Genomic DNA, 19,989 nt, shown 5'->3' with positions numbered 1-19,989 from the left:
GACAATTTGACGCGCATTGCGGTGGGGCCGTGTGAACCGGCGTGCGTTTTCACCATCGAAGACCGTACACTCGCGGGTCGCGCGGCGCCTGCGCCGCAGGTCCAGTCATTTCTCCCGTTTCCGGATTCATCGATGACGTTTTTTACCGTGCCGTTGCCTGCCTCACGCTGTCCGTCCCGTTGCCGCCGCATTGCCGGCCTGCCGCTTGCGGGAGGGTGCGCGCGATGAAGTTCGACAGCTTGTGGATCGGCCAGGTCGCGCTCGCGGCGCTGATGGATGCGGCGTTCGCGATGGCGGTCGGCTCGGCGCTGCTCAAGGCGTGGCTCGGCAAGGACGGCGCGCGGCCGGTCGTCGCGCCGTCGCACCCCGCATGGCTGCGCGCGCAACATTCGCTGGTCGCGGCGGCGCTGGCGCTGGTGCTCGCCGATCTCGGCTGGCTCGTCTACGAGGCCGCGACGATGAGCGGCGCGGGGCTCGGCGGCGCGTTCGCCGCGATCCCCGTCATGCTGATGCAGACGCACACGGGCTTCGCGTGGAGCGTCGCGTTCGCCGGCGCGGTGGTGCTCGCGATCGTCGCGCTCGCGAAGCCGGATGGCCCGCTCGCGCATGCGGTGCTGTGGCTCGCGGTGATCGTGGTCGCGGCCGGCAAGGCGTCGCTCGGCCATGCGGCCGACAGCGGCGTGGTGTCCGCGGCGGTCGGCGTGCAGACGCTGCACCTGCTGGCCACCGCCGTCTGGGGCGGCCTCGTGCTCGCGGGCGGGCTCGCGGTGCTGCCGGCGCTCGGGTCGTCGGTCGCGCGCGGCGCGCTGATCCGCATCGGCCAGCACCTGTCGCGCACGTCGATCGTCGCGGTGGTCTTCGTGCTCGGGACGGGCGTGCTCAACGCGATCCGCGGGCTCGGCGGCTCGCTCGCGCCGCTCGACGGCAGCACGTGGGGACGCGTGTTGCTGCTGAAGCTGCTGCTCGTCGCGCTCGCGCTGGTGCTCGGCGGGCTCAACCGCTTCTCGGCGCTGCCGCGTCTGCGCCGCACCGCGTCGACCGAGGACGCGCACACGTTCCGCAACATCCTGCATCTCGAAGGGATGACGATGATCGGCGTGTTCGTCGCGGCGGCCGTGCTGTCGTTCAGCGTGCCGGGGTTCGCGGCGCTCGGCTGACGACCGAACGGCGCGGCCCGACGCGAGATGCCGGCGCGCGGCGGGCGTGGCGCGGATGCAAGAACGGCCGCCTGGTCGGGGCGGCCGTGTCGAACGTGTGGCGCGGCGCGCGTGCCGCGCCACCCGGCTTCGTCATCTCACGCGTTCATCACCATTCGGCGACGCTGCCGTCCGCGTGGCGCCACACCGGGTTGCGCCAGCGATGGCCGGTCTTCGCCATCTCGCGCACCTTCTCCTCGTTCACGTCGATGCCGAGCCCCGGGCCCTGCGGGATCGCGACGAAGCCGTCCTCGTAGCGGAACACTTCAGGGTTGCGCAGGTAGTCGAGCAGGTCGTTGCCCTGGTTGTAGTGGATGCCGAGGCTCTGTTCCTGGATGAATGCGTTGTAGCTGACCGCGTCGAGCTGCAGGCACGCGGCGAGCGCGATCGGCCCGAGCGGGCAGTGCAGTGCGAGTGCGACGTCGTAGCTTTCCGCGAGCGTCGCGATCTTGCGGCACTCGGTGATGCCGCCCGCGTGCGACGCGTCCGGCTGGATGATGTCGACGTAGCCGCCCGCGAGGATGTGCTTGAAGTCCCAGCGCGAGTACAGCCGTTCGCCGAGCGCGATCGGCGTGTTGGTCTGGTTGACGATGTCGCGCAGCGCTTCGGCGTTCTCCGACAGCACCGGCTCCTCGATGAACATCAGCTTGTACGGGTCGAGTTCCTTCGCGAGCACCTTCGCCATCGGCTTGTGCACGCGGCCGTGGAAGTCGACGCCGATCCCGACGTGCGGGCCGACCGCGTCGCGCACCGCCGCGACGTTCGCGATCACCTGCTCGACCTTGTCGTAGGTGTCGACGATCTGCAGCTCTTCGGAGCCGTTCATCTTCACGGCCTTGAAGCCGCGCTCGACGACCGCGCGCGCATTGTTCGCGACGTCGCTCGGGCGGTCGCCGCCGATCCACGAATACACCTTGATGCGGTCGCGTACCTGGCCGCCCAGCAGCGCGTGCACGGGCACGCCGTGATGCTTGCCCTTGATGTCCCACAGCGCCTGGTCGACGCCCGCGATCGCGCTCATCATGATCGGGCCGCCGCGGTAGAAGCCCGCGCGGTACATCACCTGCCAGTGATCCTCGATCAACAGCGGGTCGCGGCCGACGAGGTAGTCGGCCAGTTCCTGCACGGCGGCCTCGACGGTGTGCGCGCGGCCTTCGACGACCGGCTCGCCCCAGCCGATGATGCCCTCGTCGGTTTCGATCTTGAGGAACAGCCAGCGGGGCGGAACGACGAAAGTTTCGAGGCGGGTGATTTTCATGACGCGAGTCTCCATGATTGACCGGCGCGGCCGGGGCGCACGATCCGTGCTTTCGCGGTTATCCTAGCGTAGTCGAATAAAAAATAGTATTAATAGCATTAATGTGCAGATAGTGGGCAGCCCGCCCGACGGAGAACGATCATTCAACGCGACCTGCATGGACAGACGGCCTTCCGGCTCGCGACGGCGATCCTGCGCGGCGACTATCCGCCCGAATCGCTGCTGCCGAGGGAACCCGACCTGATGGAGATGTACGGCGTGAGCCGCACGGTGATGCGCGAGGCGCTGCGCACGTTGACGTCGAAGGGGCTGGTCGAATCGCGGCCGAAGGTCGGCACGCGCGTGCGGCCGCGTCGTGCGTGGAACCTGCTCGATGCCGACCTGCTCGACTGGTATGCGCGCGTCGCGCCGCCGCTCGCGTTCGCGCTGAAGCTGCAGGAGATGCGCGAGATGATCGAGCCGCACGCGGCCGCGCTGGCCGCGCGCACCCATACGCCCGAAGCGTTCGACGCGATCGACGACGCGGTGCGGGCGATGGCCGCCGCGCGCAACGTCGACGAATGGGTGCGCGCCGACCTGCGCTTTCACCTGAGCGTGCTGGAGGCCGGCGGCAACGAGCTGCTGGTGCCGCTCGGCGCGCTGATCGATCGCACGCTCGAGGCGCAACTGCAGCTGAACGCGCGCCGGGCCGAGGTGTACAACGCGTCGCTTGCCGAGCACACGGCCGTCAGCGACGCGATCCGCGTGCGCGACGAGGACGGCGCGCGCCACGCGATGGCGATGCTGCTCGCGGTGACGCGCGCGCGGATCGAGATGTCGTGACGGACGCGAGGCGGGCGGCGCCGGCGGCGTGCCGTCAGGCGTTCGCGCAACCGCCCGGCTTGTGGATGCGTTCCGTCGACGGCGGGTACTTCGCGAGGAGGCTCGCCGGCCGCCGCGGGCGGGCGACCAGGTCGCCGCCGCAGTTCGGGCAGCGGCCCTTCAGCACGTCGTCCGCGCAGGTCGCGCAAAACGTACATTCGAATGTGCAAATGCGCGCTTCCGCCGAATCGGGCGGCAGGTCCTTGTTGCAGCATTCGCAGCCGGGGCGCAGTTCGAGCATGACGGTCTCCTGGGTCGGTGAGGGATGGGCGCCGCCCGGGCATTGCGTGCGGCGCATGCGAGCGCTACTGTACGCGCTTGGATCGGCCCGGCCAACGGTGTCCCGCCCGGGCGCCGGCGATGCGCACGGGCTGCACCGGGAGACGACCATGCTTTATCGCGGAAGCTGTCATTGCGGAGACGTGACGTTCGAGGCGGAAGGTGACCTGCAGGGCGTGATGGCGTGCAACTGCTCGATCTGCCAGCGCAAGGGCGCGCTGATGTGGTTCGTGCCGCGCGATCACATGAAGCTGCTGACGCCCGACGAGCATCTCGCGACCTACATGTTCAACAAGCACGTGATCCAGCATCGCTTCTGCAAGCGCTGCGGGATTCATGCGTTCGGCGAAGGCGTCCATCCGGACGGCACCGCGATGGCCGCGATCAACGTGCGCTGCCTGGAAGGCGTCGACCTCGACGCGCTGCCCGTCACGCACTACGACGGCCGCTCGCTCTGAGCGGCGCATCGGCGCGGGCGCCTGCGGGCCGCGATCGCGTCACGACGGTTGCACGGCCGCCGCGTTCGGCGCGGGCGTTTCCGCTTGCGGCGCCGGTCCGGCGGTGCGCGTGCCGGCGCTGGCCGGGCGTTCGATCAGCGGCGCGAGCGCCGGCGCCATCGACTTCAGCAACTGCACGGCCATCGCGCTCGTGAAGTCGTAGCGCGCCGCATACGGCTCATGCGCGGTCGCCGTCAGCACGCCGAAGAACCGGTCGCCGAGTGCGAACACGAAGGTGCCGCTGCGATTGACCTTGCGCGACTCGATCAGCCGCGCGCCGCGCGCATAGACGTTGAAGCGCTGGTCGCCCGTCCCCGTCTTGCCGTACACGTCGAGCGTCTTGCCGTCCGGCAGCGTGAGCCCGCCTGCGAGGCGGCGCGCGGTGCCGTTGAGCACGACGTCGCGCAGCAGCGTGTGCGTCACGTTGACGATCTCCGGCGCCAGCATCGGCTGCGGCTGCGCGGCCGCGCGCACGAAGCGCGTTTCGTACGGCGTGCCCTTCGCGAAATCGAGCCGCGTGATCGTTTCGGTCGGCGCCTTCTGGCCGCCGTTGGCGATCAGGCCGATCAGTTTCGCGAGCGCGTCGGGCTGGTCGCCCGATGCGCCGATCGCGGCTGCATACGACGGCGTCACTTCCGCGAACGGATAGCCGAGCGCGCGCCACGACTTCGTGATCTCCGCGTACGCACGCAGCTCGACCATGCGGCGGATGCGCCGGTCCTGCGTCGCGTGGTAGCGGGTCTTGTACAGCCACGAATACGTGTAGAAACGCGCATCGCGGCTGTCGCGCTGAACCTCGGCGAGCGATGCGCCCGGATGCGCGCGCAGGTAGTTGAGTGTCCACAGCGCGAGCGGATGGACGCTCGCGATATAGCCGCGATCGTTGAGATTGAAGCGGTCGATCGCGTATTTCGCGTAGAGCGCGGCGAGATCGTCGTCGGACAGCGTCGCGGCCGGCGTGCCCTTCAGTTGCGCACGCATCTGCGCATTGAACCATGCGGGCGATTCGTTCGGCGCGACGCTGCGCAGCACCGTCGCGAGCTTCGGCGGCGACTTGCGGACGTCGCGCAGCATCAGCGCGAGTGCGTCGTCGGGCGCCTTGCCCGCATAGCGCGTGTAGTAGCGCTTCACGTAGACCTGGCTTTCGCCGTCGACGAATTGCTGCAGGTAGTGCTGGCGCTGCGCGGGATCGTTGAGCCACGACGACGACGGCCCGGCCGCCTGCAGCGTCTCGTAGTGGACGATGTCGCGCATCAGCCGCACGAACACCAGGTTCACCGAATGCTCGAATGCCGCGTGCAGCGTCATGATGCGGCCGTTGTCCGACTTCTCGAAGTTGGAGAACACCTGCGCGCCGCCGCCCGTGTAGAACACGTCCGGGCTCGCCGAATACTTGCGTTCGACGGAGGCGTCGAGCATCGCCTGCAGCGAGCGGTCGCGCGTATGCGACAGATAGTCGAGCGCCCAGCGCGACAGCCCGTCGATCGGATCGGGCTTCACGCGCGCGAGCTCCGCGTTCGACAGGTTCGCGTAGCGCGCATGCAGGTCGGAGACGATCTGCAGGTACGTGATCAGCGTGCGCAGCTTCGCGGTCGAGCCGAGATTGATGCGGCCGCCGCGATTCACGTCGAACGGCTGGTTCACGCTGTCGGTCTGCACGCGCAGCAGGTTCGCGCCGTTGCGGTGTTCGTAGAGCGTGAAGCTGTACGTGAGGTGCGACGGGTCGTCCTTCGGCGCGAGCATTTCGAAACCGTACAGGCCGGCGGCCTGTGCGCCTTCACGCGTCGACGCTTGCGCGAGCCGCGCGGCGACCGCCTGCTGCACGCCGTTGTCGAGCGTGCTGGTCGCCTGGAGATCGAGCTGGTCGAGCTGGTACAGGTCGCTGATGCCGAGCGCCGACAGCAGCGACGCGCGCGCGGACGTGACGGCCTTGCGCGACACGAACGACTGCACGCGCGCGGCGGCCGGCGGCGCGCTGCGTTCGATCTGCGCGGCGAGCGCGGCATCGCGCAGCGCGGGCGAGATCACGCCGCCGTTCGACAGCAGCCGCAGGTAGCTGTCGGTCAGCTTCTGCAATGCCGGATAGCCGCGGTTCAGGAAGTACGACGGCGCGCGCTGCGCGATCAGCAGCGACAACACCTCGCGGAACGTCTTGCCCTGCTGATCGACGTTGTCGCCGGTCGTCGGCGCGGACAGTACGCGATTCACGTCGTTGAAGTCGCGGCCGTACCACGCGGCGAGACCGTCGCCGATGCCGGTGATTTCGCCCACGTGCGGCCGCGCGGCGAGCGGCACCGAGTTCAGGTAGCGCACGACGATCGTGCGGCGCGCGAGCATCGTCTGCGGACCGTTCAGGTAGGCGCGCACCGACGCGGAGGCGATCTGCCGCAGCTTTTCGGGCGGCGTCGCGGTGCGGCCCTCGGGCGAATGGCGGAACTTCTCGATCTGCGTCGCGAGCGTGCTGCCGCCCGGGCGCGCCTGGTGGCGGTTGACGACGTGCAGCGCCTGGTCGGCGAGCGCGCGGCTGAAGCGTCCCCAGTCGATCGCCGGGTTGCGGTTCGGCTCGTTCGCATCGAGCAGGTAGCGATCCTCGATGAACAGCAGCGAATCGGTGATCACGCGCGGCACCGTGTCGAAATCGGCATAGACGCGCTGCGGAAACACGGTCGCGAACAGCGGCGAGCCGGTCGAATCGAACAGCATCAGGCCCGTCTGGTCTTTCTCTTCGTAAGGGAGGAACAGCCCGCGCTCGCCGAGCGACAGCATCCGCTGCGAATCGCGCGCCTGCTCGCTGACGACGAAGCCGCGTGCGAGCAGCCGCTGCTGGAACGCGGGAATCATCGCGTAGCCGAAGCGCTGGTCGTACGGGCCGTTTGCCGGGAAGCGGATGTGATCGCTCGGCCCCGCCTCGACCGTGTAGCCGACGTCGCGGGTGAGCTCGGACAGGTAGTGCGCCTGCAACCGGGACGTTTCGATCTCGGTCTGCACGAGCCGTGCGACGATCGCGACCGCGATCAACAGTGCGGCGAGCAAGGACCACTTGACCCACGTCCACACCGAGGCGGGACCGGTCACGCGCGGCAGGATACGATTCAGCGGCCGATTCATGGCGGCGTCTCCCTGAGGGCGCGGTTATCCGGCCGCACCCCATTAAGGATTAGTGTAGTCCTCCGCGGCGGGCTGCCAAGGGCGGTTGACTACCGAGATGCGCCGGCGCAACAGGCGTGCCCACGCGAGCCGCGCGGCGGCTCGCGGGCCGTCGGGGCGCCTGCCGGCGCGCCGCCGCGACCAGGCGAGGGCCGCGCGGGCGGCGGCGAATCGGTGTGAAAAATGGTGTGCGATGCCACCCTTCATTCAACCGACGAAATGGTCGATCAGGTGATCGACGAAAAGCCGGGCCTTGCGCGGAAAGTGACGGCGGCTCGGGTATGCGACGTTCATCTCGAGCGTCTCGAGCCGATAGCCGGGCAGCAGCGCGAGCAGTTGGCCGTCGTCGAGATCCGACTGGACGAGGAAGTCCGGCAGGACCGCGATGCCCATGCCGGACAGCGCCCAGTTGCGGATCAGCCCGACGTTGTTCGACGACGCGGACTTGTTCGGGCGCACGGTGATGCGCGTCTGGTCGTGATCGAACGACAGGTATTCGCCCATGAAGTCGGCATGGAACGACAGGCACGCGTGCGACGCGAGGTCGTGCGGATGCGCGGGCGCGCCATGCCGGTCGACATAGTGCGGTGCGGCGCAGACGATCTGCTTGAGCCGCGTGAGCGGGCGCTTCACCAGCGTGTTGTTGCTGATGTGCTGGGACAGCAGCAGCCCGACGTCGAAGCCCTCCGACACGAGGTCGACGTGACGATCCACGATCGTGACCTCCGGCACGATGGCCGGGTGGCGCATCTTGAACGCGTCGATGGCCGGCGCGAGCACGTGCATGCCGAACATGACCGGCGCGGCGATTTTCAGCGATCCGATCGGTTCGTGATGCATCGACGCGATGGTTTCCTCGACCCGGTCGATTTCGTCGATCACGTGACGGATCTGCGCCAGATAGAGGTGGCCTGCGTCGGTCAGCGACAGGCTGCGGGTGGTGCGATTCAGCAGGCGGGCGCCAAGCCGGTCCTCGATGCTCATGACGAGGCGGGTGGCCGATGAATTGGAGATGTTCAGTTCCGTGGCGGCGCGCGCGAAACTACGAAGTTCGGCGACCTTGACGAATAGTCGCATCGGTAGGAGTTCGTCCATTTTCTTATCGATAAACAGAAGGCATTGATTGAATTCTATCTATCGGTTTGCTGAATTTTAACGCCCCGTTTTAATGAATGTTTATTATGGAATAGCGTGTTTATCGGGTGTGCGAACGGTCGGAGAATGGTAGGTTTTGAGGTGGGAAGGGCGTCGAATGAATGATTCGAATCGGCTTGCTATTAAGCCTTTTTGATGTATTTGTATTTAGTACTTGTACGAAAATATAGGCTATTTTTTTCATTAAAGCATCAGCATTATCGATGCAATGCGATGTCGAACCGGCTGTGTCCTGATCGCCATGACGACTTCATGCGATCGTGCCGGCGCACGGCTCCGATGGAACAGGGGAACGGGTCGTCGCAGGCAGGCGGGTTCGACGCGTCATGGTGCGTGAGCACACCGCGACGCCGAATAGCCGTGTGCGGCGAAGGCGTGTTGTGACGGCCGCCCGATGCGGAGGGCCTGCGTCGCGGCCGTGGCGAGCGGTGATATGCTCGCGGGACGCCCGCGACCGACCGGCAGTATCACGATACCCGTGCGCGGTTGCGTTGCGCGGCGTTTCCGAGGGAAGAACCGACATCATGAGCCGCAAATTCATTCTGAAGGGCGACACGACCGATCATGGCGGCGTCGTGCTCGAAGGGATCGCCAATTCGTCGTTCGACGGGCGCGAACTCGCGTATCTCGGCGCAGCCGTGTTCTGCGCGGCGTGCAAGTCGCCGGGCGTGATCGTGTCGGACGGCGGCGAGCGCACGATGACCGTGATGGGCAAGGTCGTCGCCCTCGAGCACGACCTGTGTCAGTGCCAGTGCACGCCGCTGCCGAAACTGATCGCATCGCAGGCAACCGGCACGATCTCGGGGTAACGCCCACCGCGCGGCGTCGAGCCTCCGAGGCTCGCCGTCAGACGCTGCCTTCGGTCTCGATCACCAGGATGCGCGCGACGCCGAGCGGATGCGCGACGTGTTCGGTGCCGACCGTCGCGTGGAAGACGTCGCCCGTCTCCAACACCGTCGCATGCTCGACGCCTGCCTCGCGGTAGCGCATCTCGACGCGGCCGTCGAGCACCGCGAATACCTCCTCGCCGTCGTTCACGTGCCAGCGATACGGCTGATCGGTCCAGTGCAGCCGGACCGTGATGCCGTTCAGGTTCGCGATGTCGAGGGCGCCCCACGCGCGGTCCGCGGTGAATGCGGCGCTCCGGATGATGTTCATCGAGATGGTCTCCCGCACGCGTGCGCGTTGCTTTCCCATGATTGTTCCGACATCCGCATTCAGCGCGGCGTCGCGCGCAGCGCGTGCTCGACGATCTGCTTGCGTTTCGCGAAGCCGGCGGCCGAACGTTCGGTGACGCGCTTCACGACCGCGGCCGGCGCGGTGTCGGGCGAGCCGGCGTCGAACGGCGGCGCCGGCGCATATTCGAGTTGCAGCTGGATCGCCTGCGCTTCTTCTTCGCCGACCAGCTCCGCGGCGATCGTCAGCGCGAAGTCGATGCCGGCCGTCACGCCGCCGCCCGTGACCAGGTTGCCGTCGCGCACGACGCGCTCGCGCACGGGTATCGCACCGAGCGGTTCGAGCAGCGCATGGAAGGCCCAGTGCGTCGTCGCGCGCCGCCCGCGCAGCAGGCCGGCCACGCCGAGCAACAGCGAACCCGTGCAGACCGACGTCACGTAGCGCGCGGTGGCCGCGCGCTGCTGCACGAACGCGATCGTTTCGGCATCGAGCAGCAGCTCGTTGATGCCGATGCCGCCCGGGATGCAGATCACGTCGAGCGGCGGGCAGTCGTCGAACGTGCAGGTCGGTGCGAGCGCGAGGCCGCTGCTCGACGCGACCGCGTCGCGCGACTTCCACACCAGATGGACGGCCGCGTCGGGCAGCGATGCAAGCACGTCGTGCGGGCCGGTGAGGTCGAGTTGCTGGACGCCCGGAAAGACGAGAAGGCCGATATGCAGGGTCATGCGAAGACTCCGAGAGGAAGGGAACGCGCGCCGTTCGGCACGGGATGGACAGATCGATTCTAGGCGCGTAGTGTTTGGCGAAATTGCCATATCCCCCACGTTTTCAGCCAATCGCCATGCCTGCCGCCGCCCCGCGTTCGATCCTGGTCCTCGCGTTTCCCCGTGCGCAACTGCTCGATGTGACGGGCCCGCTGCAGGTATTCGCGTCCGTCAACGAGCTCGCGCTGGAGCGCGGGCAGCCGGCGCCGTATGCGCCGCGCGTCGTGGCCGTCGAAGCGGGACCGGTCGAGACGTCGTCGGGCCTCGTCGTGATGGCCGAGTCACTGCGCGCGGCCGCGCGCCATCCCGATACGCTGATCGTCGCCGGCGGCAAGGGCGTGCATGCGGCGTCGAAGGACGCGCGGATGGTGCGCTGGGTGCGGCAGCAGGCCGGGCGCGCGCGGCGCGTGGCGTCGGTCTGCACCGGTGCGTTCCTGCTCGCCGAAGCCGGCCTGCTGGACGGGCGGCGCGCGGTCACGCACTGGGCGCGCTGCGACGAATTCGCGGCGCGCTATCCGAACGTGCGCGTCGAACCGGACCCGATCTTCATCCGCGAAGGCGCGCTGTGGACGTCGGCCGGCGTGACGGCCGGCATCGATCTCGCGCTCGCGCTGGTCGAGGAGGATCTCGGGCGGGCCACCGCGCTCGACGTCGCGCGCGAACTCGTCGTGTTCCTGAAGCGTCCGGGCGGGCAGGCGCAGTTCAGCACGATGCTGTCGATGCAGCGCACCGCCGACCGGTTCGGCGAGCTGCACGCATGGATGGCCGAGCACCTGACGGCCGACCTGTCGGTGCCCGCGCTCGCCGAACGCGTGAGCATGAGCGAGCGCAGTTTCGTGCGCCACTATCGCGCTGCAACCGGCCGCACGCCCGCGCGCGCGGTCGAGCAGATCCGTGTCGAGGCCGCGCAACGCCTGCTCGGCGAAACGGCGTGGTCCGTCAAGCGGATCGCCGGGCGTTGCGGCTTCGGTTCCGAGGAGACGCTGCGGCGCAGTTTCGTGCGCGTGCTGGGGGTGTCGCCGCAGGGATATCGCGAGCGGTTCGTGCGGTAACGTACGACGGATGAGCGGGCTCGCCCGGAACTGCACGGAAACGACGCGATTTCCAGTCCGAAGCGTCGAAACTATTCGGTATCGGAGAACAATAGACGGGGGCTTGTGCCGCGCTTGTCGCGCGCTCTATTCTGTTCCGTTGGCGATTCGAAGGGGGAAGCAGCATGGACCGAATCCAGGCAATGGAAGTTTTTACCCGCGTGGTCGACGCGAACAGCTTCACGCGGGCGGCCGACACGCTCGCGATGCCGCGCGCGTCGGTGACGACCATCATTCAGAATCTCGAGGCGCTGCTCGGCGTGCGCCTGATGCACCGGACGACGCGCCGGCTGTCGCTGACGCCGGAGGGCGCCGCATACTACGAGCATTGCATGAAGATCATCGCGGAGATCGCCGAGGCCGACGCGAGTTTCCAGACCGGCAACCGCAAGCCGAGCGGCGTGCTGCGCGTCCACATGCCGAGTTCGCTCGGGCGGCGCATCGTGCTGCCGTCGCTGTCGATCTTCCGGCAGCGCTATCCGGACATCACGCTCGAGCTGGGATTGTCCGACCGTTACGTCGATCCGGTCGAGGAAGGCATCGACTGCATGATCCGGGTCGGCCCGCTCGAGGATTCGTCGATGGTCGCGCGGCGCATCGGGATGCTCAAGCGCGTGACGTGCGCGTCGCCCGATTACCTCGCCCGTCACGGCGAGCCGAACGAGATTGCCGATCTCGTCGAACATCATGCGGTGAATTTCCGGTCGAGCCATGGCGCGCGGGCGATTCCGTGGGTGTTCATGATCGACGGCAAGCCGTTCGAGGTGCGGATGAACGGCAGCGTGACGGTCAACGACTCGGATGCGTACGTGACGTGCGGGCTCGAAGGCTTCGGGATGATCCAGCCGACGCTGTTCATGGTGCTGCCGAACCTGCTCGACGGATCGCTCGTCGAGGTGCTGCCGGACTGCAATCCGAAGCCGAAACCGATCTCGATCGTCTATCCGCACAACCGGTATCTGTCGCAGAAGGTGCGCGTGTTCGCCGACTGGATCGCGGAGGTGTTCGAGTCGACGCCGGCGCTGGAGGGCGGGGAGAACTGGCGGGGGAAGCTGCGGGCGCAGACGCCGGATGCGCAGCGCGGCGCGGTGGTGGCGTAGTCGCGGCGCAGCGCGCGGCCTGAAGGCGGGCAGCGCGCGACACCGCGTGCTGCCGGATGAGGCAATGAAAAAAGCCGCTGTTTCTTTCGAAACAGCGGCTTTTCGCATTTGGTGGCGAATCAGGGATTCGAACCCCGGACCTGCGGATTATGATTCCGTCGCTCTAACCGACTGAGCTAATTCGCCGTGAAGACTTGAATTATGTCGATCGGCCGGTCAGCTGTCAATACCTTTTTCCATCTTTCCCGAAAAAAGTTGCCGGCGGCTCGTGCCGGCCTCCGTCGCGGGCGGGAGCCGGGCGCCGGAAGGCGATCCTCCGCCGGCCGTCCCCGCCGCGGACCCGACATCAATCCTGCGCATAGATGTCCGAGTCCTTCGTCTCCTTGACGAACAGCAGGCCGATCACGAACGTGGCCAGCGCGATCACGATCGGATACCAGAGCCCCGAGTAGATGTTGCCCTTCGCCGCGACGATCGCGAACGCGGTCGCCGGCAGGAAGCCGCCGAACCAGCCGTTGCCGATGTGATAGGGCAGCGACATCGACGTGTAGCGGATCCGCGTCGGGAACATCTCGACCAGCATCGCGGCGATCGGGCCGTAGACCATCGTCACGAAGATCACGAGGATGGTCAGAATCACGATCGTCATCGGCCAGTTGAGCTGCGCCGGGTCGGCCTTCGCCGGATAGCCGGCCCCCTTCAGCGTCGACGCGAGCGTCTTGTCGAACGCCGCACCCTGCGTCTTCGCGTCGGCCGCCTTGCCGTCGTAGGTCTGGATCACCGTGTCGCCGACCTTGATTTCGGCCAGCGTCCCGGCCGGGGCCGCGACGTTCTCGTAGTTCAGGCCGGCCTTCGCGAGCGCGCTCTTCGCGATGTCGCACGAGCTGGTGAACTTCGACGTGCCGACCGGGTTGAACTGGAACGAGCAGGTAGCCGGATCGGCGACGACCGTGATCGGCGCCTTCTGCGTCGCGAGTTCGAGCTGCGGGTTCGCGTAGTGCGTGAGCGCCTTGAACAGCGGGAAGTAGGTCAGCGCGGCGATCAGGCAGCCGGCAAGGATGATCGGCTTGCGGCCGATCTTGTCCGACAGCGAACCGAAGAACAGGAAGAACGGCGTGCCGATCAGGAGCGCGATCGCGATCAGGATGTTCGCGCTGGCGCCGTCGACCTTCAGCGTCTGCGTGAGGAAGAACAGCGCGTAGAACTGGCCCGTGTACCACACGACCGCCTGGCCGGCCGTCAGGCCGATCAGCGCGAGGATCACGATCTTCAGGTTCTTCCACTGGCCGAACGCTTCGGTCAGCGGCGCCTTCGACGTCTTGCCTTCCGCCTTGATGCGCAGGAACACCGGCGATTCATTCAGTTGCAGCCGGATCCACACCGATACCCCGAGCAGCAGGATCGACGCGACGAACGGCACGCGCCAGCCCCAATTGCCGAACGCTTCCTCGCCGATGAACGTGCGCACGCCGAGGATCACGAGCAGCGACAGGAACAGGCCGAGCGTGGCCGTCGTCTGGATCCACGCGGTGTAGAAGCCGCGACGGTTGGCGGGCGCATGCTCGGCGACGTAGGTCGCCGCGCCGCCGTATTCGCCGCCGAGCGCGAGGCCCTGCAGCAGCCGCATCGCGATGAAGATCACGGGAGCGGCGATGCCGATCGACGCGTAGCCGGGCAGGAAGCCGACCACGAACGTCGAGACGCCCATGATCACGATCGTCACGAGGAACGTGTGCTTGCGGCCGACGAGGTCGCCGAGCCGGCCGAACACGATCGCGCCGAACGGCCGCACCGCGAAACCGGCCGCGAAGCCGAGCAGCGTGAAGATGAACGCGGCGGTCGGATTGACGCCGGAGAAGAAGCTCTTGCTGATGTAGGCCGCGAGCGAGCCGGCCAGGTAAAAGTCGTACCACTCGAACACGGTGCCGAGCGACGACGCGAAGATCACCTTCTTCTCTTCGCCCGTCATCGGCGAGTGCGAAATTTGCCCGCCTAACGTTGCCATGAATCGTCTCCAAGTCCCTTGATATAGATGTGCGGCCGCCTTGGGAGGGGCGGGCCTGTCGACGATTATTGGCACGGAAACTTACGGCGCACTGACTCGCGCGCACAAAACGACTGCGCGTTAACCCGTGTCGAATCGGCGGCTTCGCGCGCGGATCGTGACGCGAACGTCCGGTAAAGCGCCGGTTTCGACGTATCCGCGGCCGAGCCGCGGCGGCGTACGTCAGGGTTAATCCGGGGCGGTGTCGGTCAGCGGCAGGCTGATGCGCACGAGCGTGCCGGCGAGACGCGGCGCATGCTGGTAGACGTGATCGTCGAGCGTCAGCGTGCCGCCGTGCTGCGTGGCGATCTCGCGCACGATCGCGAGCCCGAGGCCGCTGCCGTCGCCTTCGCGGCCGAGGATCCGGTAGAAGCGCTCGACGACGCGCTCGCGCTCGCCGGCCGGGATGCCGGGGCCGGTATCCTCGACTTCGAGATGCACGCGCCGCGCCGCGCGCTCGGCCCGCACGCGCACCGTGATGCGGCCGCCTTCCGGCGTGTAGCGGATCGCGTTGTCGATCAGGTTGCCGAGCATCTCGCGCAGCATCACCGGGTTGCCGTCGACGTTGAGCGGCGCGTCGTCGTCCGGGCCTTCGTAGCCAAGGTCCATGCGTTTCGCGAGCGCGGCCTGCACCCAGTCGCGCACCGCGCGCCGCGCGAGCGCGGCGATCTCGACTGGCTCGAACGTCAATCCGCTCGCACGGTTCTCGGCGCGCGCGAGCGCAAGCAGTTGCGTGACGAGCCGCGCGGCCTGCTCGGAACTCGTCGCGATCTGCTCGAGCGAGCGCTGCACGTCGGGCGGGACAGGGTGGCGCATCGCGAACTCGGCCTGCGTGCGCAGGCCCGCGAGCGGCGTCTTCATCTGGTGCGCGGCGTCGGCGATGAAGCGTTTCTGCAGCGCCATGTTCTGTTCGAGGCGTGCGAGCAGGTCGTTGAACGACGTGACGAGCGGTTCGATCTCGGGCGGCGCGCGCTGCGCCTCGACGGGCGACAGGTCGTCGGGCCGGCGCGCGCGGATGTGCGCCTGCAGCGCGTTGAGCGGCGCGAGCCCGCGCGACAGCCCGAACCAGACGAGCAGGATCGCGAGCGGCAGGATCACGAATTGCGGCAGGATCACGCCCTTGATGATGTCGTTCGCGAGCGCGTTGCGCTTGTCGAGCGTCTCGCCGACCTGCACCAGCACGGGCTGCGCGCCGCTCGTCTGCGGCAGCGCGACGGTCGTATACGCGACCCGCACGTCGTTGCCGCGCAGCAGGTCGTCGCGGAACACGACGACGCCCGGCGGCGGGCGGTCCTCGTCGCGCGGCAGCGGCATGTCGGCTTCGCCCGCGACCAGCTCGCCGCGCGTGCCGAGCACCTGGAAGTAGACGCTGTCGATGTTGTCCGCGCGCAGGAAGTCGCGCGTCTGCTCCGGCAGCGTCAGCTCGGCGACGCCGTTGACCGGATGGATCTGGCGCGCGAGCACGTACGCGTTGGTCTCGAGCGCGCGGTCGAACGGGCTGTTCGCGATCGTTTTCGCGACGAGATAGGTGACGGCGATGCTCATCGGCCACAGCAGCAGCAGCGGCGCGAGCATCCAGTCGAGGATTTCGCCGAACAGCGAGCGCGGGCGCGGCGTTTCGGGCGATTCGGTTTCGTCGGGCGGCGCGAACGGGTTCTCGTAGCGCGCGTCGCGTGCCTCGTCGGCGGCCGACGACGGCGCGCCGGTCGGGTGGCGGGAGTGGGCCGGCGTGGCCATCGCGGCGACGCCCGGCGTCAGCGCAGCGGCGTGCCGGCCGCCGCGGGCTGGGGCGCCGCCGTGTCGGCCGGCGTCGCGGGCGCGACCTTCTCGAGGCAATAGCCGAGGCCGCGCACGGTCGAGATCCGCACGCCGCTCGGTTCGATCTTCTTGCGCAGCCGGTGCACGTAGACTTCGATCGCGTTGTTGCTGACTTCCTCGCCCCATTCGCACAGGTGATCGACGAGCTGTTCCTTCGATACGAGCCGGCCGATCCGCTGCAGCAGCACCTCGAGCAGGCCCAGTTCGCGCGCGGAGAGATCGAGCACGTGATCGTTCGCATACGCGATGCGGCCGACCTGGTCGAACGCGAGCGAGCCGTGGCGCACGACGGTCGGGCCGCCGCCGGCGCCCCGCCGGGTCAGCGCGCGCACGCGCGCCTCGAGCTCGTTGAGCGCGAACGGCTTGGCCATGTAGTCGTCGGCGCCGAGGTCGAGTCCCTTCACGCGTTCGTCGACGCTGTCGGCGGCGGTCAGGATCAGCACGGGAAGATTGGAATTGCGCGCGCGCAGGCGCTTGAGCACGTCGAGCCCGGACATTTTCGGCAGCCCGAGATCGAGGATCAGCAGGTCGAAAGTCTGCATCGACAGCGCGGTGTCGGCGTCGACGCCGCTCTTCACGTGATCGACGGCATAGCCCGATTGGCGGAGTGACCGGGTGAGGCCGTCCGCGAGTATGCTGTCGTCTTCGGCGATGAGAATTCGCATGTTGCTGACCGATGCCGGCAGGGCGTTCGCGCCGGCGCGGCTGTCTCCGAAGTTATTCGTGCACAACGCGCTGCATTGCGGGCTTGCACAAAACACTGTTTTTTTATACAGTGTCTGCATTCGTGGGCAGCGCTTGAAAGGGGCGCGCCTCCAACAGACGCTGCTCATCATAGCAAAGGACGATTCATGGAAGATAGCAAGAAGGGCTCCGGGATGACCGCCGAGAAGAGCAAGGCGCTGGCGGCCGCGCTCGCGCAGATCGAAAAGCAGTTCGGCAAGGGCTCGATCATGCGGATGGGCGACGGCGAAGCGGCCGAGGATATCCAGGTCGTCTCCACGGGGTCGCTGGGTCTCGACATCGCGCTGGGCGTCGGCGGCTTGCCGCGCGGCCGGGTGGTCGAGATCTACGGTCCGGAATCGTCCGGTAAGACCACGCTCACGCTGCAGGTCATCGCCGAGCTGCAGAAGCTGGGCGGCACCGCGGCGTTCATCGACGCCGAGCACGCGCTCGACGTTCAATATGCCGCGAAGCTCGGCGTGAACGTGCCGGAGCTGCTGATCTCGCAGCCGGACACCGGCGAGCAGGCCCTCGAAATCACCGATGCGCTGGTGCGCTCGGGCTCGATCGACATGATCGTCATCGACTCGGTCGCGGCGCTCGTGCCGAAGGCCGAAATCGAAGGCGAGATGGGCGATTCGCTGCCGGGTCTGCAGGCCCGCCTGATGTCGCAGGCGCTGCGCAAGCTGACCGGTACGATCAAGCGCACGAACTGCCTCGTGATCTTCATCAACCAGATCCGGATGAAGATCGGCGTGATGTTCGGCAACCCGGAAACCACGACGGGCGGTAACGCACTGAAGTTCTACTCGTCGGTGCGTCTCGATATCCGCCGGATCGGCTCGATCAAGAAGAACGACGAGGTGATCGGCAACGAAACCCGCGTGAAGGTCGTCAAGAACAAGGTGTCGCCGCCGTTCCGCGAAGCGATCTTCGACATCCTGTACGGCGAAGGCATTTCGCGTCAGGGCGAGATCATCGATCTCGGCGTGCAGGCGAAGATCGTCGACAAGGCGGGCGCCTGGTACAGCTACAACGGCGAGAAGATCGGCCAGGGCAAGGACAACGCGCGTGAATTCCTGCGCGAAAATCCGGAAATCGCGCGCGAGATCGAGAACCGCATCCGCGAATCGCTCGGCGTCGTCGCAATGCCCGATGGCGCAGGCAACGAAGCCGAGGCGATGGACGAAGAAGAGTGATGGTTGCGCGCCGAGGTCAGGCCGGCGAGCCGGAGGAGCACGACACGCCCGAAACGGCGGGTCGCTCCGGCCGGCGAGGCGGATCCTCGGGCGCCGACCGGCGGAGCGCAGGCGGCAACGCCGCGAACCGCACCGCGACGAGGGCATCCGACGATGCCCTCGTTTCGTTTGAGATTGCCGCACCGGACGATCCGTTCGACGACGATGAGTCGTTCGACGCGCACGATCGGTCCCGCCGTCGCGTGTCCGGTGTCCGCTTCCCGGTCGATCGCACAGCCGATGCGCCGGCGACGGAAGATGTCTATACGCGCAGCAGCCAGCATCCGCGCCGCGCACGCCGTGCAGCCGGCGCGTCTTCCGGCGATGCCTCGAGTGACGCGCCGGGCGCCCGCGAGCGCAAGTCGTCGAAGCCGCCGCGGTCGTTGAAGGGCCGCGCGCTCGGCTATCTGTCGAGGCGCGAATACAGCCGCGCGGAGCTCGCGCGCAAGCTCGCACCCTACGTCGGCGAGGACGAATCCGTCGAGCCGGTGCTCGATGCGCTGGAAAAGGAAGGCTGGCTATCCGACGCCCGTTTCGCCGAGAGCCTCGTGCATCGCCGCGCGTCGCGTGTCGGCGTCGCGCGCATCGTCGGCGAGCTGAAGCGCCACGCGGTCGGCGACAGTCTCGTCGAAGCGGTGAATGCACAATTGCGCGAGACCGAGTTGACGCGCGCGCAGGCCATCTGGCGCAAGAAATTCGGTGCACTGCCGCAAACGCCCGCCGAGCGCGCGAAGCAGGCGCGCTTCCTGGCCGCGCGCGGCTTCTCGAGCGCGACCATCGTGAAGTTGCTGAAGGTCGGCGACGATTTCCCGATCGACGACTGACGGGCCCGGTCGCGCGCGTGGCGCGCGATTTTGCTGCATTGCAACCGCTTCCGGACAGGCGGGAATACCCGCCGTCGCGGCAAACTGTCTCAAATACCCAATATGCTAAAATCCACGGGTTTTCCTCTTCGGCCTCAACCTCCAGCATGCCGCTATCCGAGCCCGTGCCCCGTCAGTTGCGACATCGACGCGCAATCCGAGCGGAAGCCTACGAGCGCGGCGACGGCTTGTGGGACATCGAAGCCTGCCTGACCGACCACAAGCCGCGCGATGTCGCGCTTGCGTCGGGCATCCGGCCCCAGGGCCTGCCGATCCACGAACTCTGGCTGCGCGTGACCATCGATCGTGACCTCAATGTCGTCGACGCCGAAGCGTCTTCGGAATGGGTGCCCTATCCCGGTCACTGTCAGTCCGCCCCGCCTGCCTATCGGGCCCTCATCGGGCTCAATCTCTTCCGCAATTTCCGCCGCAACGCGACCCGGCTGCTCGCCGGCGTCGCAGGCTGCTCCCATCTCACCGAACTGTGCGCCGTGCTGCCGACGGCCGCGATCCAGGCGTTCGCCGGTGATGTGTGGAACGTGCGCGAGGAGGGCGGCGAAGGGCCGGATCATGACGACGCGCACGCCGAACCGCCTTTCCAGCTCGGCCGCTGCCGGGCGCTGCGATTCGACGGCGAGGTCGTGCGGCAGTACTACCCGAAGTGGTATGGCCCGCTTCGGCCGGATTTGCCCGGTGAAGGCAGCACGAAGGAATGAACGGAAATCATTCGAAGAAGCGTCTTAAGCGACTTTTCATCCAACTCTCAGACTGAAGGGAAT

19 protein-coding genes and 1 tRNA gene are annotated in these 19,989 nt (G+C 67.4%); 10 read left to right on the top strand and 10 right to left on the bottom strand.

What is annotated here, in order from left to right; genetic code table 11:
- Nucleotides 1–224 precede the first annotated feature (224 nt).
- The gene (locus tag H0X91_RS08415) at nt 225–1,157 is read left to right on the top strand and encodes a CopD family protein (RefSeq protein ID WP_059720733.1); all 933 of its coding nucleotides are present in this window, start codon (nt 225–227) and stop codon (nt 1,155–1,157) included.
- Nucleotides 1,158–1,305: 148 nt separating this feature from the next.
- On the opposite strand, the gene dgoD is transcribed toward H0X91_RS08415, so the two are convergent.
- Nucleotides 1,306–2,454, bottom strand: coding sequence for a galactonate dehydratase (dgoD, locus tag H0X91_RS08410; RefSeq protein ID WP_006483258.1), 1,149 nt, complete (start codon nt 2,452–2,454; stop codon nt 1,306–1,308).
- 138 nt (nt 2,455–2,592) lie between these two features.
- On the opposite strand from dgoD, the gene H0X91_RS08405 reads away from it, so the two are divergent.
- Nucleotides 2,593–3,276, top strand: coding sequence for a FadR/GntR family transcriptional regulator (locus H0X91_RS08405; protein ID WP_034178258.1), 684 nt, complete (start codon nt 2,593–2,595; stop codon nt 3,274–3,276).
- A 34-nt stretch (nt 3,277–3,310) separates the two neighbouring features.
- On the opposite strand, the gene H0X91_RS08400 is transcribed toward H0X91_RS08405, so the two are convergent.
- Nucleotides 3,311–3,556: a DUF1272 domain-containing protein gene (locus tag H0X91_RS08400; RefSeq protein ID WP_048989297.1), complete on the bottom strand. Its 246-nt coding sequence runs from the start codon at nt 3,554–3,556 to the stop codon at nt 3,311–3,313.
- 148 nt (nt 3,557–3,704) lie between these two features.
- On the opposite strand from H0X91_RS08400, the gene H0X91_RS08395 reads away from it, so the two are divergent.
- Nucleotides 3,705–4,052: a GFA family protein gene (locus tag H0X91_RS08395; RefSeq protein WP_043205698.1), complete on the top strand. Its 348-nt coding sequence runs from the start codon at nt 3,705–3,707 to the stop codon at nt 4,050–4,052.
- Between the two features lie 39 nt (nt 4,053–4,091).
- On the opposite strand, the gene H0X91_RS08390 is transcribed toward H0X91_RS08395, so the two are convergent.
- A complete protein-coding gene (locus tag H0X91_RS08390) occupies nt 4,092–7,199 on the bottom strand; it encodes a transglycosylase domain-containing protein (protein ID WP_006497354.1) in 3,108 nt (1,035 codons plus the stop codon).
- 246 nt (nt 7,200–7,445) lie between these two features.
- Nucleotides 7,446–8,333, bottom strand: a complete 888-nt coding sequence (locus H0X91_RS08385; RefSeq protein ID WP_034201402.1) for a LysR family transcriptional regulator — start codon at nt 8,331–8,333, stop codon at nt 7,446–7,448.
- A 584-nt stretch (nt 8,334–8,917) separates the two neighbouring features.
- Here H0X91_RS08385 and H0X91_RS08380 point away from each other — a divergent pair.
- The gene (locus H0X91_RS08380) at nt 8,918–9,202 is read left to right on the top strand and encodes a PAAR domain-containing protein (RefSeq protein WP_006483555.1); all 285 of its coding nucleotides are present in this window, start codon (nt 8,918–8,920) and stop codon (nt 9,200–9,202) included.
- A gap of 37 nt (nt 9,203–9,239) precedes the next feature.
- Here H0X91_RS08380 and H0X91_RS08375 read toward each other — a convergent pair whose 3' ends face one another.
- Entirely contained in the window at nt 9,240–9,551 is a 312-nt protein-coding gene (locus H0X91_RS08375; RefSeq protein ID WP_006497351.1) for a cupin, read from the bottom strand.
- Between the two features lie 59 nt (nt 9,552–9,610).
- A complete protein-coding gene (locus tag H0X91_RS08370; protein ID WP_006483566.1) occupies nt 9,611–10,294 on the bottom strand; it encodes a DJ-1/PfpI family protein in 684 nt (227 codons plus the stop codon).
- Nucleotides 10,295–10,410: 116 nt separating this feature from the next.
- On the opposite strand from H0X91_RS08370, the gene H0X91_RS08365 reads away from it, so the two are divergent.
- Both H0X91_RS08365 and H0X91_RS08360 read left to right on the top strand, forming a co-directional pair.
- Nucleotides 10,411–11,385: a GlxA family transcriptional regulator gene (locus H0X91_RS08365; RefSeq protein WP_006483565.1), complete on the top strand. Its 975-nt coding sequence runs from the start codon at nt 10,411–10,413 to the stop codon at nt 11,383–11,385.
- Between the two features lie 164 nt (nt 11,386–11,549).
- A complete protein-coding gene (locus H0X91_RS08360) occupies nt 11,550–12,524 on the top strand; it encodes a LysR family transcriptional regulator (RefSeq protein ID WP_196432947.1) in 975 nt (324 codons plus the stop codon).
- 109 nt (nt 12,525–12,633) lie between these two features.
- Here the strand turns inward: H0X91_RS08360 and H0X91_RS08355 are convergent.
- The 4 genes from H0X91_RS08355 to H0X91_RS08340 all read right to left on the bottom strand — a co-directional run bounded on the left by H0X91_RS08355 (nt 12,634) and on the right by H0X91_RS08340 (nt 17,051).
- Nucleotides 12,634–12,710 (bottom strand) — tRNA-Met (locus H0X91_RS08355).
- A 160-nt stretch (nt 12,711–12,870) separates the two neighbouring features.
- The gene (locus H0X91_RS08350; RefSeq protein ID WP_006483562.1) at nt 12,871–14,529 is read right to left on the bottom strand and encodes an MFS transporter; all 1,659 of its coding nucleotides are present in this window, start codon (nt 14,527–14,529) and stop codon (nt 12,871–12,873) included.
- Nucleotides 14,530–14,757: 228 nt separating this feature from the next.
- Nucleotides 14,758–16,305, bottom strand: coding sequence for a sensor histidine kinase (locus H0X91_RS08345; protein ID WP_196432946.1), 1,548 nt, complete (start codon nt 16,303–16,305; stop codon nt 14,758–14,760).
- Between the two features lie 17 nt (nt 16,306–16,322).
- A complete protein-coding gene (locus tag H0X91_RS08340) occupies nt 16,323–17,051 on the bottom strand; it encodes a response regulator transcription factor (protein ID WP_006497347.1) in 729 nt (242 codons plus the stop codon).
- Between H0X91_RS08340 and H0X91_RS08335 the strand changes: the two genes are divergently transcribed.
- From H0X91_RS08335 to H0X91_RS08320, 4 genes are all read left to right on the top strand, one after another.
- Nucleotides 17,050–17,268, top strand: a complete 219-nt coding sequence (locus H0X91_RS08335) for a hypothetical protein (RefSeq protein WP_124550975.1) — start codon at nt 17,050–17,052, stop codon at nt 17,266–17,268. The genes H0X91_RS08340 and H0X91_RS08335 overlap by 2 nt on opposite strands.
- On the top strand, nt 17,238–18,308 hold the full coding sequence (gene recA / locus H0X91_RS08330) for a recombinase RecA (protein WP_006486701.1): 1,071 nt from the start codon (nt 17,238–17,240) through the stop codon (nt 18,306–18,308). The genes H0X91_RS08335 and recA overlap by 31 nt, the downstream gene beginning before the upstream one ends.
- The gene (gene recX, locus H0X91_RS08325; protein WP_060263454.1) at nt 18,308–19,171 is read left to right on the top strand and encodes a recombination regulator RecX; all 864 of its coding nucleotides are present in this window, start codon (nt 18,308–18,310) and stop codon (nt 19,169–19,171) included. Before recA ends, recX begins: the two co-directional genes overlap by 1 nt.
- 146 nt (nt 19,172–19,317) lie before the next feature.
- Nucleotides 19,318–19,926 (top strand): DUF2889 domain-containing protein, encoded by a 609-nt coding sequence (locus tag H0X91_RS08320; RefSeq protein ID WP_077055760.1) that lies wholly within the window; start codon nt 19,318–19,320, stop codon nt 19,924–19,926.
- Nucleotides 19,927–19,989: the final 63 nt, after the last annotated feature.

This window comes from Burkholderia sp. 9777_1386, assembly GCF_015712265.1.
GTDB lineage: Bacteria > Pseudomonadota > Gammaproteobacteria > Burkholderiales > Burkholderiaceae > Burkholderia > Burkholderia cenocepacia.
The sequence above is the reverse complement of the archived record's forward strand: the minus strand, read 5'-3'. Positions and strand labels throughout refer to the sequence as shown.